14 protein-coding genes and 1 other RNA gene are annotated in these 15,254 nt (G+C 63.2%); 10 read left to right on the forward strand and 5 right to left on the reverse strand.

What is annotated here, in order from left to right:
* Positions 1 to 97: 97 nt before the first annotated feature.
* The 3 genes from EOA32_RS05205 to ffs all read right to left on the reverse strand — a co-directional run bounded on the left by EOA32_RS05205 (position 98) and on the right by ffs (position 2,526).
* Positions 98 to 421 (reverse strand): YbaB/EbfC family nucleoid-associated protein, encoded by a 324-nt coding sequence (locus EOA32_RS05205; RefSeq protein WP_066996259.1) that lies wholly within the window; start codon positions 419 to 421, stop codon positions 98 to 100.
* A gap of 90 nt (positions 422 to 511) precedes the next feature.
* Positions 512 to 2,323: a DNA polymerase III subunit gamma/tau gene (locus EOA32_RS05210; RefSeq protein ID WP_128371070.1), complete on the reverse strand. Its 1,812-nt coding sequence runs from the start codon at positions 2,321 to 2,323 to the stop codon at positions 512 to 514.
* A gap of 106 nt (positions 2,324 to 2,429) precedes the next feature.
* Positions 2,430 to 2,526: signal recognition particle sRNA small type (gene ffs / locus EOA32_RS05215), an RNA gene on the reverse strand.
* Positions 2,527 to 2,706: 180 nt separating this feature from the next.
* On the opposite strand from ffs, the gene EOA32_RS05220 reads away from it, so the two are divergent.
* From EOA32_RS05220 to EOA32_RS05230, 3 genes are read left to right on the forward strand one after another with little or no spacing between them, the layout of a single operon-like run.
* Positions 2,707 to 3,126 carry an HIT family protein gene (locus tag EOA32_RS05220; RefSeq protein WP_128371071.1) on the forward strand — a complete coding sequence of 140 codons (420 nt, stop codon included), beginning with the start codon at positions 2,707 to 2,709 and terminating at the stop codon, positions 3,124 to 3,126.
* Positions 3,127 to 3,164: 38 nt separating this feature from the next.
* Entirely contained in the window at positions 3,165 to 4,106 is a 942-nt protein-coding gene (nudC, locus tag EOA32_RS05225; RefSeq protein ID WP_128371072.1) for an NAD(+) diphosphatase, read from the forward strand.
* A gap of 10 nt (positions 4,107 to 4,116) precedes the next feature.
* Complete coding sequence (locus EOA32_RS05230; RefSeq protein WP_095777526.1) at positions 4,117 to 4,419, forward strand: Dabb family protein; 303 nt, start codon at positions 4,117 to 4,119, stop codon at positions 4,417 to 4,419.
* 281 nt (positions 4,420 to 4,700) lie between these two features.
* Here the strand turns inward: EOA32_RS05230 and EOA32_RS05235 are convergent, their stop codons facing one another.
* Positions 4,701 to 5,549, reverse strand: a complete 849-nt coding sequence (locus EOA32_RS05235) for a prephenate dehydratase (RefSeq protein WP_128371073.1) — start codon at positions 5,547 to 5,549, stop codon at positions 4,701 to 4,703.
* Positions 5,550 to 5,575: 26 nt separating this feature from the next.
* Positions 5,576 to 6,304, reverse strand: coding sequence for a 3-deoxy-manno-octulosonate cytidylyltransferase (locus EOA32_RS05240; RefSeq protein WP_066996241.1), 729 nt, complete (start codon positions 6,302 to 6,304; stop codon positions 5,576 to 5,578).
* Between the two features lie 192 nt (positions 6,305 to 6,496).
* On the opposite strand from EOA32_RS05240, the gene EOA32_RS05245 reads away from it, so the two are divergent.
* The 7 genes from EOA32_RS05245 to EOA32_RS05275 all read left to right on the forward strand — a co-directional run bounded on the left by EOA32_RS05245 (position 6,497) and on the right by EOA32_RS05275 (position 15,247).
* Entirely contained in the window at positions 6,497 to 7,198 is a 702-nt protein-coding gene (locus tag EOA32_RS05245; RefSeq protein ID WP_095828034.1) for a cytochrome c family protein, read from the forward strand.
* A gap of 156 nt (positions 7,199 to 7,354) precedes the next feature.
* On the forward strand, positions 7,355 to 9,232 hold the full coding sequence (locus tag EOA32_RS05250) for an extracellular solute-binding protein (protein ID WP_128371074.1): 1,878 nt from the start codon (positions 7,355 to 7,357) through the stop codon (positions 9,230 to 9,232).
* Positions 9,232 to 11,109 (forward strand): extracellular solute-binding protein, encoded by a 1,878-nt coding sequence (locus EOA32_RS05255; protein WP_128371075.1) that lies wholly within the window; start codon positions 9,232 to 9,234, stop codon positions 11,107 to 11,109. Before EOA32_RS05250 ends, EOA32_RS05255 begins: the two co-directional genes overlap by 1 nt.
* A complete protein-coding gene (locus EOA32_RS05260; protein WP_066996230.1) occupies positions 11,096 to 11,389 on the forward strand; it encodes a hypothetical protein in 294 nt (97 codons plus the stop codon). Before EOA32_RS05255 ends, EOA32_RS05260 begins: the two co-directional genes overlap by 14 nt.
* Positions 11,389 to 12,483, forward strand: a complete 1,095-nt coding sequence (locus tag EOA32_RS05265; protein WP_066996227.1) for a microcin C ABC transporter permease YejB — start codon at positions 11,389 to 11,391, stop codon at positions 12,481 to 12,483. The genes EOA32_RS05260 and EOA32_RS05265 overlap by 1 nt, the downstream gene beginning before the upstream one ends.
* Positions 12,483 to 13,622 carry an ABC transporter permease gene (locus EOA32_RS05270; RefSeq protein WP_066996224.1) on the forward strand — a complete coding sequence of 380 codons (1,140 nt, stop codon included), beginning with the start codon at positions 12,483 to 12,485 and terminating at the stop codon, positions 13,620 to 13,622. The genes EOA32_RS05265 and EOA32_RS05270 overlap by 1 nt, the downstream gene beginning before the upstream one ends.
* Entirely contained in the window at positions 13,619 to 15,247 is a 1,629-nt protein-coding gene (locus EOA32_RS05275; RefSeq protein ID WP_128371076.1) for an ABC transporter ATP-binding protein, read from the forward strand. Before EOA32_RS05270 ends, EOA32_RS05275 begins: the two co-directional genes overlap by 4 nt.
* Positions 15,248 to 15,254: the final 7 nt, after the last annotated feature.

The raw sequence follows: 15,254 nt of genomic DNA on the forward strand, positions 1-15,254 counted from the left end.
TGTCGCGAAATGAGCCCGTGAGCATGCCGGCAAAATGGTTAATATTGCGGCCCAGGCTCAATTCTCGTTCACAATCAATTAACTGGTGGCAGATGCCTTAGAACGGCAATTTCATTCCGGGCGGTATAGGCAAGCCCGCAGTCAATGCCTTGGTCTTTTCCTGCATGACCAGCTCGACCTTATTTTTGGCATCATTGTGAGCGGCCAACAGCAAGTCTTCGAGGATCTCCACCTCGTCGTCCTTCAGCAAGGACGGATCGATCTTCAGCGCCTTCATTTCGAACTTGCCGGTCAGGGTCACGCTAACCAGCCCGCCACCCGCCTGCCCAGTGGCTTCGAGGGTGGCGATCTCGTCCTGCATGGCCTGGAACTTGGCCTGCATTTCCTTTGCCTTGCCCATCAGGCCGAGAAGATCCTTCATCGTAAAACTTCCTCTTGTTGGAATCTACGTTAACGCGAGCATGATCTTGACCGAAACCGGTCCGTACTTTCCCTGACGCGTTCGTCAGCTCTAGATCTCTTCGTCGTCGGCAGCCGGCTCAACCGGCAGGTCGGCGTCAACGCCTTCCGCTTCCGGCACATCCGGAATGCGCACGTCGATGATCTTGGCGCCGGGAAAGCGAGCGAGGATGGCGGCGACGGTCGGATCGCTCCTGGCATCGGAGAAGGCGTTCTCGCGCTTGGTCGTCTCCATCTCGGCCAGCGTCTGGCTACCCTCTTCCTTCGACAGCGAGACCAGCCAGTTGCGGCCGGTCCAGGCACGCAGCTTGGAGGTCAGGTCATTGAGCAGCATCTTGGGCGCATCGTCGGTCAGGCTGACGTCGATGCGGCCAGGCTCGATGCGCACCAGCCGCACGCAGCGCTTGACCAACACCTTGAAGGCGATGTCGCGGTTGGCATCGGCCAGGGCCACGATGTCGGCCAGCGACTTCACCGGAACGGCCGGTGTTTCGATGACCGGTTCGGGCGCCGGGACGAAGGCGGCAGGCGCGGGCTGCATCTCGACCAGCCGCATGGTCTGCCCTCCGCCGTTAGAGGCCGGCATCCGCGCCGGCGCCACGGCATTTGTGCCGCCGCCACTGCTTGCCGGCGCTCCATTGGCGCGCGGAGCGCCATTCGGCACAGGGGCCGCCCCCTCGAGCGATTTCAGCGCTTCGTCCAGCGTCGGCAGGTCGGCGGCGTGCGCCAGCCGGATCAGCACCATCTCGCCGGCGCTGACCGGACGGTTGGAGGACTGCACCTCGGGAATACCTTTCAGGAGCATCTGCCAGGTTCGCGAGAGCACGCGCACCGACAGCGTGCTCGCAAATTCGGCGCCGCGCCGCCGCTCGTCCTCGGAGAGCGAGGCATCATTGGCCGCGGCCGGCACGAACCGCAGACGCGTAACGAGGTGGTTGAATTCCGCCAGGTCGGTGAGCACCGCGGCCGGATCGGCGCCGGTATCGTATTGCGCGCGGAATTCGGACAAGGCCGCCGCAACATCGCCCTTCATGACGTGCTCGAACAGGTCGATGATACGGGCGCGGTCGGCCAAGCCCAACATGGCGCGAACGGCGGCGGCGCTGACGGTGCCGCTGCCATGGGCGATCGCCTGATCGAGGATGGAGAGCGAATCGCGTGCCGAGCCCTCGGCGGCCCGCGCAATCATCGCCAAAGCCTCATCATCCACGGAAATGCCTTCCTTGGCGGCAATCGAGGAAAGATGCGCGACGAGCGCGCCGGCATCGATGCGCCTCAGGTCGAAGCGCTGACAGCGCGACAGAACCGTGATCGGCACCTTGCGGATCTCGGTGGTGGCGAAGATGAATTTGACATGCGGCGGCGGCTCCTCCAGCGTCTTCAACAGGCCGTTGAAGGCCTGGGTGGAGAGCATGTGCACTTCGTCGATGATGTAGACCTTGTAGCGGGCCGAGACCGGCGCGTAGCGGACGCGGTCGATGATGTCCCTGATGTCGTCGATGCCGGTATGGGAAGCCGCGTCCATCTCGATGACGTCGACATGGCGGCCTTCCATGATCGCCTGGCAATGCTCGCCGGGGGTCGAAAGGTCGACGGAGGGTTGGTCGACGGTGGCGGTTTTATAGTTCAGGGCGCGTGCGAGAATGCGCGCCGTCGTCGTCTTGCCGACACCGCGCACGCCGGTCAGCATCCAGGCCTGGGCGATGCGGCCAGTGGCGAAGGCATTGGTGAGCGTGCGGACCATCGGCTCCTGGCCGATCAGTTCGGAGAAATTGGAGGGGCGGTATTTGCGCGCCAGCACGCGATAGGCGCCGGCCTTACCTGTCTCCAGGCTTTCTGGCCCCGAATTTCCGGCTTCGCTCATTCGCCGTCAAAAGCTCCAAGGACCGCGACGGAAGGCGGCCGATTCCTGCGCATAGTCTCGCCCGCACGGCTCGGCGCCGTCAATGTCGCGGGAGAAAGGCGAAGAGGCGGGAGGCTGGAACAATGACCCGTTCCGGGCTCGTTAGGGCTGCTTCCTTCCGGACCTGACCCGGTTGGCGAGTGGATCGTCCACCACCAACCTCCCAAGCTCCATATCGGCAATTCAGCGGCGAAATGCAAGGGTCGTATTGGATCAGCGGCCAGGCCATGCGGTGCAGACGACCTTCAAATCCGCAGGAGCGGTCAATGATTCGCTTGCAGCCACCTTGCCGTCGCTCTAGCGTTCAGGGTTTGAAGCATTCTCGAAAAGTGAGGGAAACGCCCATGCTGCCTGGCCTAAAGGCCGGTTTCACACTGGACACCCGATTGGAGGCGGACAGTGAGCAGCTCATGTGGCTCGGTCTGTGCGAGCTCCGGCTGATGAACGATCGCCGCTGGCCGTGGCTGGTCCTGGTGCCGCAGCGGCCGGGCGTGGAGGAAATCCACGACCTGACGCCGCTCGACCAGACGATGCTGACCTTCGAGACCAATATGGTCGCCCAGGCGCTGAAGCGGGTGACCGGCTGCACCAAGATCAACACCGGGGCGCTCGGCAACATCGTGCGCCAGCTGCATGTCCATGTCATCGCCCGAAGCGAGAGCGATCCCGGCTGGCCAGGGCCGGTCTGGGGGCATGGCATGCGCGAGCCATATGAGCGCTCCGACATCCGCCGGTTTGCCGAAAAGATCAAGGCAGCGCTATAAGCCATCAGTGTCCATTCCTGCCCCTCCTCGAGTCTCCTATGAACTTTCGTCTGTTTGACGCGCCTCTGCGCGAGCCGAGCCAATTCGTCGGTTTCGCCGGCAACCGGATCGACCGGCAATCGGAATCCCGCGCCGACGACGCGGTCGAGAAGGCGCTTGGCGAGCGATCGGCGCGGCTGATGCTGATGCATGGCGGCAGGCTTTATCTGAAGCTCGACGACGGCAAATTCGACCCATGGTTCGAAGCGGCGGAAAGCCAGGCCTTCGAGGTTTCGCTCGACGGCGGCGTGCTGCTCGGCCTTTCGGAGAGCGGCCCGGTGCTGGCCGTGCCCGCCGGCATCGAACCGGAAAATCTCCCGGAAACGGTGAAGGCGATCGACTACCGCTCCGTCTATATGCAAGGGCTGATCGACGAAGCGGCGGCCGGTGCGCTGGCCCAGGGTGCTGCGCTGCTCGCCTGGCATGCCAGCCACGCTTTCTGCAGCAAATGCGGCAATCGCTCGGAGATGCGCGCCGGCGGCTACAGGCGGCATTGCCCGGCCTGCGGCACCGACCATTTCCCGCGCACCGATCCGGTGGCGATCATGCTGACGGCGACGCGCGAGAAATGCCTGCTCGGGCGCGGCCGGCATTTCGGGCCCGGCATGTATTCGGCCCTTGCCGGCTTCATCGAGCCCGGCGAGACGATAGAGGCGGCGGTGCGCCGCGAGACGCTGGAGGAGGCCGGAATCCGCCTCGGCCGCGTCGTCTACCACGCCAGCCAGCCCTGGCCGTTCCCCTATTCGCTGATGATCGGCTGCTTCGGCGAGCCGCTGAACGAGGACATCCAGGCCGACCTGAACGAGCTCGAAGACTGCCGCTGGTTCTTCCGCGATGAGGTGCGCTCGATGCTGGAGAGGACGCACCCGGGCGGCCTGATCACGCCGCCGAAAGGGGCGATCGCCCACCACCTCATCCGCGCCTGGGTCGACAGCGAATAGGAGCCGAGAAATGATCCGTCATACCGTCGTGTTCACGCTAAAGCATCCGCCGCATTCGCTGGAGGCGAAGCGGTTCCTCCACGATGCCAAGAAGATCCTGACGGCGATCAAGGGTGTGACGCATTTCGAGCAGCTGCGCCAAGTGAGCCCCAAGAACGACTATCAGTTCGGCTTCTCGATGGAGTTCGCCGACCAGGCTGCCTACACCAGATACAACGAGCATCCCGACCACGTCGCGTTCGTGCGCGACCGCTGGCTGCCTGAGGTCGAGAAATTTCTCGAGATCGACTATGTCCCGCTCGGCTTTGGCTGAGATTGGATCGAGCGCCGGCGTCTAAGATTGACGCGGACCTCCATGAGGTCATCCCAGGGCGGAGCGACGCGAAGCGGAGCGCAGACCCTGGGATCCATGCCGTTACCTCAGTCGAGGGGCGCAGCGGAGCAGAATCTGGACCGTCCTAACGCGTTGAAGTCCGGGCATGGATCCTCGGGTCTGCGCCGCCTCGCTTCGCTCCTTGCTTCGCCCGTGGATGACGAAGCATCAAGGCCTTTGCTAATCTCGAAGGTCCTAGGAACCACCTAATCGGCGACCTTTCACTGCTCGCGCGACGCGCTTGCCGGATAGACGCCGAGAATGCGCATCTCGCGCGAGAAGAAGCGCAATTCGTCGAGCGCCAGCTTGACCAGCGGATCATCGGGGTGGCCCTCGATGTCGGCATAAAACAGCGTCGCTGTGAAAGCGCCGAGCTGGTAGCTCTCGAGCTTGGTCATGTTGATGCCGTTGGTGGCGAAGCCGCCCATGGCCTTGTAGAGCGCGGCCGGCACGTTGCGGACGCGGAAGATGAAGGTGGTCATCATCTTGGCTTCCAGCGAGGGGCGCTCGGCCCATTGCTTGTTCTTGGTCAGCACGACGAAGCGGGTGACGTTCGAGTCGGTGTCCTCGACATTCTTCTCGATGATGTCGAGGCCGTAGAGCTCGGCGGCAAGCGCAGGCGCAAGTGCCGCCATCGTGCGGTCCTTGACCTCGGAGACCATCTTGGCCGATCCCGCCGTGTCGCCGGCGACAACCGGCTTCCAGCCATTCTTGCGGATGTATTTGCGGCATTGGCCAAGGGCATGGATATGGCTGTGCACGCTTCTGATCTCTTCGCGTTTCACGCCCGGCAGCACCATCAGCTGGAAATGGATGGGCAGGAAATACTCGCCGACGATGTGCAGGCGCGATTCCGGCAAAAGATGATGGATGTCGGCGACGCGCCCGGCAATCGTGTTCTCGATCGGGATCATGGCGAGCTCGGCCTTGCCGGTCTCGACCGCGTTGAAGGCGTCTTCGAAGGTCGGACAGGGCAACGGCTCCATCGAGGGGAACATGTTGCGGCAAGCGGTATCGGAATTGGCGCCCGGCTCGCCCTGGAAGGATATTCTGTTGGTCTTTTCAGGCATGCGCCAAGGTCTCGCTTACGGATGTCTCAGTTTGAAAGAATTTGCCTGGCGCGCTCGAGATCGTCGGGCGTGTCGACGCCGAGCGGCAGCGACCGGACGATCTCGGCATCGATGCGCATGCCGGCTTCCAACGCCCGCAGCTGCTCCAGCCGCTCACGGCGTTCGAGCGGCGACGGCTTCAGCGCCACGAAGCGTTCCAGCGCTGTCCGGCGGTAGGCATAGAGGCCGATGTGGTGATAGAGCGGGCCCTCCCCCCACGGCGCCGTGGCGCGCGTGAAATAGAGCGCCTTCAGCCTTGTCGCCGAGAGCGGCGAGCCGACGATCTTGACCACGTTCGGATTGGTCCTTTCCTCGTCGCGCACTATCTCGACGCCGAGCGTGGCTATGTCGACCGACGGGTCGGCGAAGGGCCGCAGCGATGCGCCGATGATCTCAGGATCGATGGTCGGCAGATCGCCCTGGACGTTGACGATGGTTTCGACCTTTTTCTCCGGGTCCAGCACGGTGAGGGCCTCGAAGATGCGGTCGGATCCCGATTCGTGGTCCGCGCGCGTCATCACCGCCTCGAAACCGTGATCCCTTACCGCCGAGGCGACCGCTTCGGTGTCGGTCGCCACCACCACACGGCCGAGCCCAGCCTCGGCGCCGCGGCGGGCGACATGGACGATCATCGGCGCGCCGGCGATGTCGGCCAGCGGCTTGCCCGGCAGGCGCGTCGAGGCCATGCGGGCGGGGATCAGGATCAATGTCGACATGGGACTTCTGGGACAGCCGGGGAAGCGGATGGAAAAGTGGCAAAACGTCTCACTGGAAGCGCCCTTATAGGTGTTGCAACGACGAAGCAAAAGACCTAGTTTCCGCGCGATTTAACGGGCCCGTTGGGGCCTTCGCTATACCGACGGACGGAGTGGACGGGACGGTCCGCCGGAAAAGGGAGCAAGGGGCGTATGGATTCCAACGAAGTCAACAAGCTGCTCGCCGGATTCCTCGGAACCTGTTTCGTCGTCTTTTCCGTGGGCATTGTTTCCGACGGGCTGTTTGCCTCCCCCGCTCCCGAGAAGCCGGGCTTCGCCATCGAGGCGGCCGAGCCGGCCGAAGGCGGCGGCGCTGCCGCGCCCGCGGCCGAAGCCAAGCCGATCGCCGACCTGCTCGCAACCGCCAATGCCGAGACGGGCGCCGCCATTTTCAAGAAGTGCCAGGCCTGCCATTCCGGCGAAAAGGGCGGCCCCAACAAGGTCGGTCCGGACCTCTGGGACATCATCGATCGCCCCGTCGCCGAGCATGAGGGCTTCGCCTATTCGGCCGGCATGAAGGATTTCTCCAAGGGCGGCGCCGAGAAGTGGACCTACGACAACCTCAACCACTTCATCAACGCGCCGAAGAAGTTCGTGAAGGGCACGGCGATGGGCTTTGCCGGCCTGCCGAAGGATGAGGACCGCGCCAACGTGATCGCCTATCTGCGCACGCTGTCGGACAATCCGAAGCCGCTGCCGCAGCCGGGCGCTTCGGCGGAAGCCAAGCCCGCCGAAGGCGCCGCCGCGGCGAAGCCGGCCGCAGGTGCGGCACCCGCCAAGCCGGCCGAAGGTGCGGCTCCGGCAAAGCCGGCCGAAGGTGCCGCCCCGGCCAAGCCGGTCGCGCCCGCGCAATAAACATTTCGTCATAAAGACACCTTGGAAAAGCCGGGTTCGTCCCGGCTTTTTTGTTAGGAAAGCCGCATATGCTGAGACAAAAGCCGGCGCTTGCGGTTTTCACCGGCGTCAAATGATCTAGATTGCCGGTGGGTACTGTTGCGACGAGGAGAACGCATGACGGTCGGCCGCTCCCGGACGTTTTTCGCATCGATGCTGGCGATCGCCTTCGCCGCCAGCCTGCAGGCCAGCCTCGCTGATGAGTGGCACACCACGTCCTCGCTGACCGGCCCGTCCAAATACGGCGAAAATTTCCAACGCTACGACTATGTCAATCCGGACGCTCCCAAGGGTGGCGCCCACGACTCCGTCGTTGTCGGCACTTTCGACAGCTTCAATCCCTATATCGTGCCGGGGTCGCCGGCCGCGGGGCTCGCCGGGTTCGGCGGCGGCCTGCTCTACGACACGCTGATGGACCAGGCGACCGACGAGGGCAGCGTCAGCCACCCGCTGGTTGCCGAGGCCTATAAATACCCGCCCGACTATTCCTCTGCGACCTACCGGCTCGACCGGCGAGCGAAATGGCATGACGGCCAGCCGATCACCGTCGACGATGTGGTCTGGTCGTTCCAGGTGCTGAAGGCCAACGCCCCCCAATACAACCGCTATTTCGAGAACGTTACCGACGCGGTGGCGATTTCCGACCGCGAGGTCGAGTTTCATTTCAACCAGAAGGGCAACCGCGAGCTGCCCAAGATTATCGGCGATCTGGTCGTCCTGCCGAAGCACTGGTGGGAGGGCACCGATGCCAGCGGCAAGAAGCGCGACATCACCAGGCCGACTCTCGAGCCGCCGCTGGGATCAGCCGCCTACAAGATCGCCAGCTTCAAGCCGGGTTCCGAGATCGTCTGGCGGCGCGTGCCTGATTACTGGGGCGCCAAGCTGCCGGTGAAGATCGGCCGGGAGAACTTCGACACCCAGCGCTTCACCTACATCCTGGACGAGAATGCTGCGTGGCAGGCCTTTACCAAGGGCGGGCTAGACGACATCAAGGCCGAAAACAGCTCGCGGCGCTGGGCGACGGCTTACAACTTTCCGGCGGTGAACGCCGGCGACGTGATCAAAAAGGAATTCAAGACCACTTCGCCGGAGCCGATGCAGGCCTTCATGCTGAACCAGCGCCGGGCGCTGTTCCAGGATCGCCGGGTCCGCGAGGCGCTGACCTATCCCTATGACTTCGAGACGATGAACCGAACGCTGTTCTTCAATTCCAACACGCGCACCCAAAGCTATTTCCAAGGTACGGAACTCGCGTCGAGCGGTCTGCCGCAAGGCAAGGAACTCGAAATCCTGGAGAAGTATCGCGACAAGCTGCCGCCTGAACTTTTCACCCAGGAATTCAAGCTGCCGGTCTACGACTCACCGCAAGCGGAGCGGAAATATCTGAAGCAGGCTGTCGACCTCTTCGCCCAGGCCGGCTGGGTGATCAAGGGCGGCAAGATGATGAATGCCAAGAGCGGCGCGCCGTTCAAATTCGAGATCCTCGGCACGTCCGACACGGATCAGATCCTCTCCGGCAACTATATCGCCAATCTGCGCAAGATCGGCGTCGATGCGACGCTGCGCATCATCGACCCCAGCCAGTACGTCAACCGCGTCAACAATTTCGACTATGACGTCATCACCAACGTGCTGCAGCAGTCGGATTCGCCCGGCAACGAACAGCGCGATTTCTGGAGTTCGAAGTCCGCCGATTCACCCGGCTCGCGCAATTACTCCGGCATCAAGGACCCGGTCGTCGACGCGCTGGTGGACCGCGTCATCTTCGCCACCGACCGCGACGATCTCGTCGCCGCCACTCATGCGCTCGATCGCGTGCTGTTGTGGAACTACTATACCGTGCCGCAATACTACCGGGCGGTGGTCTGGCTTGCCTACTGGAACAAGTTCGGCATGCCCGAAAAGCAGCCCAGCTACCGTGGCGCCGATATCGACTCCTGGTGGATCGATACGGCGAAGGAAAAGGCATTGACCGCCAAATACAGGGGCAACTGATGAGGCGGCAGACATTGCTTCCTCGTCGCGACTTCCTGGCGCTCGGCGCGGCGACGACTGCCGCAGCGCTGCTGCCGGGTCGGGCTTTCGCCCAGACCCCGACCGGTGTCAAATTGCATGGGCTGTCGGCGTTCGGCGATTTGAAATACAAGCCTGACTTCGCGCATTTCGACTATGTCAACGTCGATGCGCCGCAAGGCGGCACCTTCAATTTCTCGCCGCCCAACTGGGGCCAAAACCAGAGCCCTTTGACGTTCAACACGCTGAACTCCTTCGTGCCCAAGGGCGATGCGCCGCAGCGCATGGAAATGTGCTTCGATTCGCTGATGGTGCGGGCGCTCGACGAGCCTGACGCCGTCTATGGGCTGATCGCCGACGGGGTCACAATTTCCGACGACCGCAACGGCTTCACCTTCTCGCTGCGCCCGCAGGCGCGCTTCCATGACGGCACGCCGCTCACCGCCGACGATGTCGCCTTCACCTTCAAACTGCTGAAGGACAAGGGGCATCCGGATTATTCGCTGTCGTTGACGCATCTCGACAACGCGGTGGTGAAGGACGCCCATACGGTCGAGCTCAAGTTCTCCGGCAAGCAATCGGCCCGTACCATCCTGAACGTCGTCGCGTTTCCGATCCTGTCGAAGGCCTTCTTTACGGCCAACCCCTTCGATTCGTCCCAGCTCAACCCGCCGCTCGGCTCAAGCGCCTACAAGGTCGGGCGCTGGTCGGCGGGCGCCTGGATCGAGTACGAGCGGGTGGCCGATTATTGGGGCAACGACCTGCCGGTCAACCGCGGCCAGAACAATTTCCAGCGTATCCGCATCGAATTCTACCAGGACCGCACGGCCGGCTTCGAGGCCTTCAAGAAGGGCGAGATCCTCTATCGCGAGGAATTCACCTCACGCGTCTGGGCGACGGCTTACAACTTTCCGGCCTTTACCGCCGGCAGGGTGGTGAAGCACGAATTCCCGGCCGAGACGGTGCCGTCGATGCAGGCGACAGCCGTCAACCAACGGCGCGCGCAGTTCCAGGACCCGCGCGTTCGGCAGGCTATCGCGCTCTGCTTCGACTTCGAATGGACGCGACGCAATTTCTTCTATGGCTCCTATGAGCGCTCGCAATCCTGCTTCGAGAAATCAGATTTTCGCGCCGAAGGCGTGCCGCCGCCGCCAGAACTCGCGCTGATGCAGCCCCTGCGCGAGAAGCTGCCGCCGGAGGCCTTCGGCGAAGCGGTGACGCAGCCAGCCTCGGACGGCTCGGGACGTGACCGCAAACTGCTTGGTAAGGCGGCGAAGCTGCTTGCCGAAGCCGGCTGGAAACGCTCCAGCGATTTCGTCGTCAACGACAAGGGCGCGCGGCTGCCCGCCGAGTTCCTCGTGGAAGACGAGACCTTCGTGCAGGTGTATTCGCCCTGGGTCGCCAACATGAAGGCGATCGGCATCGACGCTTCGATCCGGCTGGTCGATTCCGCCCAATACCAGCTTAGGCAATCGACCTTCGATTTCGATCTGATCTCGGCCGCCTTCTCTTTCAGCGCCACGCCGACACGCGACGACCTCGAGATCTTCTTCCATTCGCGAAGCGCGTCGGTTTCAGGCTCTCGGAACCTGCCGGGCATAGCGAGTCCGGCTATAGACGCGCTGATCGACGCCGTCGGCGCGGCCAAGGACCGTGAGAGCCTCACCGTCGCCATGCGGGCGCTCGATCGGGCCTTGCGCGCTCGGCGCGATTGGATTCCAAGTTGGTATCTGGCGAATCACCGAAGCGCCTATTGGGACATGTTCGGCTTTCCCGAGCAGAAGCCCGATTTCGGCTTTCCGGTCGAAGCGCTGTGGTGGGTCGACAAGGGCAAGGCGGCGAAAATTGGCAAAGGGTGACTTTCATGCGGGCGAAGGTGCCGCCCCTCACCTGCCTGCCGGCATCCTCTCCCCGTATAGTGACGGGGAGAGGGAAGCCTTCATCTTTGGTTTCGCCAATCACAAGCGGCGTGGCGAAAGTGCCGAGATTGCGGCCAGCCCCTTTCTCCCCGTCACTATAGGAGGAGAAATGTCCGGCAGGACGATGAGGGGCGGCGCCGACGCCGACAATTGGTCTGAAGCGATTGCCTCGGGGGCACCTCCAGATACAGTGGTCTTCCCCAAGGAGGGCAACATCTGATGGGCGCCTATATCCTGCGCCGCATCCTTCTGATGATCCCGACGCTGTTCGGCATCATGGCGATCTCGTTCGCCGTCATCCAGTTCGCGCCGGGCGGCCCGGTCGAGCAGGTCATCGCCAAGCTCACCAATCAGGGCGGCACCGATCGCCTGGGCGGCGGCGGTGGCGACGCGGGCGCCACCAATTTCGACGTCGCCGGCGATGTCGGCTCGAAGTATCGCGGCGCTCAAGGGTTGGATCCCGAATTCATCAAGAAGCTCGAAAAGCAGTTCGGCTTCGACAAGCCGCCGCTCGAGCGCTTCGGCATGATGCTGTGGAACTATGCCCGATTCGACTTCGGCGACAGCTATTTCCGCGACATCTCGGTGCTCGACCTGATCCTGGAAAAGATGCCGGTGTCGATCTCGATCGGGCTCTGGATCACGCTGCTCTCCTACCTGATCTCGATCCCGCTCGGCATCCGCAAGGCGGTGCAGGACGGCTCGACCTTCGATGTCTGGACGAGCGGCGTGGTGATCGTCGGCTACGCCATCCCGGGCTTCCTGTTCGGCATCCTTTTGATGGTGCTGTTTGCCGGCGGCTCGTTCTGGGATTGGTTCCCGCTGCGCGGCATCGTTTCCGACAATTGGGACCAGTTGTCCTGGCCGGACAAGATCATCGACTATTTCTGGCACATGACGCTGCCGCTGACCGCGCTTGTGCTGTCGGCCTTCGCCACGACGACGCTTTTGACCAAGAACTCGTTCCTCGAGGAGATCCGCAAGCAATATGTGGTGACGGCGCGCGCCAAGGGTCTCTCGGAGCGCAAGGTGCTATACGGCCATGTCTTCCGCAACGCTATGCTGATCGTTATCGCAGGGTTCCCGGGAGCCTTCATCTCGGCCTTCTTCACCGGCTCGCTGCTGATCGAGAACATCTTCTCGCTCGACGGGCTCGGCCTGCTCGGCTTCAAGTCGGTGATCGACCGCGACTATCCGGTGGTCTTCGCCAATCTCTACATCTTCTCGCTGCTCGGCCTGTTCGTCGCCCTGCTCTCGGACCTGATCTACACCTGGGTCGATCCGCGCATCGATTTCGAGCGGAGAGACGTCTGATGACGGCAGCTTCGGCAGAAACCAAGCCGGCCCGCGCCGCCCGGCCGTGGTTGTCGCCGCTCAATCAGCGGCGGCTGCAAAACTTCAAGGCGAACCGGCGCGGCTACTGGTCGCTGTGGATCTTCCTGTTGCTGTTCGTGCTGTCGCTGTTTTCCGAATTGATCGCCAACGACAAGCCCATCATCGCCTCCTACAAGGGCGAGATCCTGTTTCCGGTGCTGGTCGCGTATCCGGAGGAGAAATTCGGCGGCTTCTATGCCGTCACGGACTATCGCGATCCGGTGATCCAGGACGAGATCAATGCCAATGGCTGGATGATCTGGCCGCCGGTCCGCTACTCCTACCAAACGGTCAACAACGCCATCCCTGAAGCCGCACCCGCCAAGCCGTCATGGCTTTACGACAAGAAGACGCGCTGCAGCCAGTATCCGCAGGGCGAAGCCGATCCCAACTGCGTCGTCGGCAACTGGAATTGGCTGGGCACCGACGACCAGGCGCGGGACGTGCTGGCACGCGTGCTTTACGGCTTCCGCATCTCGGTGCTGTTCGGGCTGATCCTGACGCTCGGCTCCTCGCTGATCGGCGTCGCGGCGGGCGCGGTGCAAGGCTATTTCGGCGGCTGGACGGACCTTCTGTTCCAGCGCTTCATCGAGATCTGGTCGGCGATCCCGGTGCTTTATCTGCTGCTCATCGTCTCCGCCATCCTGCCGCCCGGCTTCTTCATTCTGCTCGGCCTGATGCTGCTGTTCTCCTGGGTGGCGCTGGTCGGCGTAGTGCGGGCCGAGTTCCTGCGCGCGCGCAACTTCGAATATGTCAACGCGGCGCGCGCGCTTGGCGTGCCCAACCTCACCATCATGTTCCGCCATCTCCTGCCCAACGCCATGGTGGCGACGCTGACCTTCCTGCCCTTCCTGCTCTCGGGCTCGATCTCGACGCTGACCTCGCTCGACTATCTCGGCTTCGGCCTGCCGCCGGGTTCGGCCTCGCTCGGCGAATTGCTGAAGCAGGCGCAACGCAATCTCAACGCGCCATGGCTCGGCATCTCGGGCTTCATCGTGATTTCGCTGATGCTGTCGCTGCTGGTCTTCATCGGCGAGGCGACGCGCGATGCCTTCGATCCGCGCAAGACGTTCAAATGAGCGAGCCTCTGCTTTCCGTCCGCGATTTGAGTGTCGCCTTCGCGCAAGGCGGCAAGCAGTCGATTGCCGTCGACCACGTCTCCTTCGACATCGGCAAGGGCGAGACGGTGGCGCTGGTCGGCGAATCCGGATCCGGCAAATCGGTCTCGGCGCTCTCGGTGCTGAAGCTGTTGCCCTACCCGTCGGCCAGCCACCCCTCGGGAAAGATCCTGTTCCACGGCGCCGACCTGCTCCACGCCAACGAAAGGACGCTGCGCGGCGTGCGCGGCAACAAGATCACCATGATCTTCCAGGAGCCGATGACCTCGCTCAATCCGCTGCACACGATCGAGCAGCAGATCGTCGAGGTGCTGAAGCTGCATCAGGGGCTGGGCGATCGCCAGGCCCACGCTCGCACGTTGGAGCTGCTCACCGAGGTCGGCATACGCGACCCGCAGAAGCGGCTCGATGCCTATCCGCACCAGCTCTCCGGCGGGCAACGCCAGCGCGTCATGATCGCCATGGCCTTGGCCAACGAGCCGGAACTCTTGATCGCCGACGAGCCGACGACGGCACTCGACGTGACCGTGCAGGCGCAGATCCTCGAACTGCTCGCCGGCCTGAAGAGCCGCAAGCGCATGTCGATGCTGTTCATCACCCACGACCTCGGCATCGTCAGAAAGATCGCCGACCGCGTCTGCGTCATGACCAAGGGCAAAATAGTCGAGACCGGGCCGACCAAGGAGATCTTCGCCAACCCGCAACACGCCTATACCAAGCACCTCTTGGCCGCCGAGCCGAAGGGCAAGCCGCCGTCGGCGAATGCCGATGCCACGGCGGTGATGACCGGCAAGGACATCAAGGTCTGGTTCCCGATCAAGCGGGGCTTCTTCCGCCGCACCGTCGACCATGTGAAGGCGGTGGACGGCATCGACGTTACCGTGCGCGCCGGCCAGACGCTCGGCGTCGTCGGTGAATCCGGCTCCGGCAAGACGACGCTCGGCCTAGCGCTCGCGCGGATGATCTCGTCCACGGGCGCGATCAACTTCAACGGGCGCGACATCAACCAGCTTTCCTTCAGCGCCATGCGGCCGCTGCGGCGCGAACTGCAGATCGTCTTCCAGGACCCGTTCGGATCCTTGAGCCCGCGCATGTCGGTCGCGGAGATCATCGAGGAAGGGCTGAAGATCCACGCGCCGAAACTCTCGCCCGATGAGCGCGACGACAAGGTCGTCGAGGTGCTGAAGGAAGTCGGTCTCGACCCGGAGACGCGTCACCGCTATCCGCATGAATTCTCGGGCGGCCAGCGCCAGCGCGTCGCCATCGCACGCGCCATGGTGCTCAACCCGCGCTTCGTCATGCTCGACGAGCCGACCTCGGCGCTCGACATGAGCGTGCAGGCGCAGGTGGTCGATCTGTTGCGCAACCTGCAGGCCAGGCACAACCTCGCCTATCTCTTCATCAGCCACGACCTGAAGGTCATCCGCGCCCTTGCCAACGACGTGATCGTCATGCGCAATGGTCAGATCGTCGAAGCCGGGCCGTCCGAACAGATTTTCGACCGCCCGCAAACCGACTATACGAGGGCGCTGATCTCGGCCGCGTTCCGGATCGAAACGGCACCGACCGGGGTCGTCAGCGAGTAGGCTGGAA

Origin of the sequence: Mesorhizobium sp. M1A.F.Ca.ET.072.01.1.1, assembly GCF_004023325.1 — a bacterium.
Lineage (GTDB): Bacteria > Pseudomonadota > Alphaproteobacteria > Rhizobiales > Rhizobiaceae > Mesorhizobium.

Coding starts and splice junctions, on each gene's coding strand:
- EOA32_RS05205 (WP_066996259.1), bottom strand. CDS start 421: ATGAAGGATCTTCTCGGCCTGATGGGCAAGGCAAAGGAAATGCAGGCC.
- EOA32_RS05210 (WP_128371070.1), bottom strand. CDS start 2,323: ATGAGCGAAGCCGGAAATTCGGGGCCAGAAAGCCTGGAGACAGGTAAG.
- EOA32_RS05220 (WP_128371071.1), top strand. CDS start 2,707: ATGCTGCCTGGCCTAAAGGCCGGTTTCACACTGGACACCCGATTGGAG.
- nudC (WP_128371072.1), top strand. CDS start 3,165: ATGAACTTTCGTCTGTTTGACGCGCCTCTGCGCGAGCCGAGCCAATTC.
- EOA32_RS05230 (WP_095777526.1), top strand. CDS start 4,117: ATGATCCGTCATACCGTCGTGTTCACGCTAAAGCATCCGCCGCATTCG.
- EOA32_RS05235 (WP_128371073.1), bottom strand. CDS start 5,549: ATGCCTGAAAAGACCAACAGAATATCCTTCCAGGGCGAGCCGGGCGCC.
- EOA32_RS05240 (WP_066996241.1), bottom strand. CDS start 6,304: ATGTCGACATTGATCCTGATCCCCGCCCGCATGGCCTCGACGCGCCTG.
- EOA32_RS05245 (WP_095828034.1), top strand. CDS start 6,497: ATGGATTCCAACGAAGTCAACAAGCTGCTCGCCGGATTCCTCGGAACC.
- EOA32_RS05250 (WP_128371074.1), top strand. CDS start 7,355: ATGACGGTCGGCCGCTCCCGGACGTTTTTCGCATCGATGCTGGCGATC.
- EOA32_RS05255 (WP_128371075.1), top strand. CDS start 9,232: ATGAGGCGGCAGACATTGCTTCCTCGTCGCGACTTCCTGGCGCTCGGC.
- EOA32_RS05265 (WP_066996227.1), top strand. CDS start 11,389: ATGGGCGCCTATATCCTGCGCCGCATCCTTCTGATGATCCCGACGCTG.
- EOA32_RS05270 (WP_066996224.1), top strand. CDS start 12,483: ATGACGGCAGCTTCGGCAGAAACCAAGCCGGCCCGCGCCGCCCGGCCG.
- EOA32_RS05275 (WP_128371076.1), top strand. CDS start 13,619: ATGAGCGAGCCTCTGCTTTCCGTCCGCGATTTGAGTGTCGCCTTCGCG.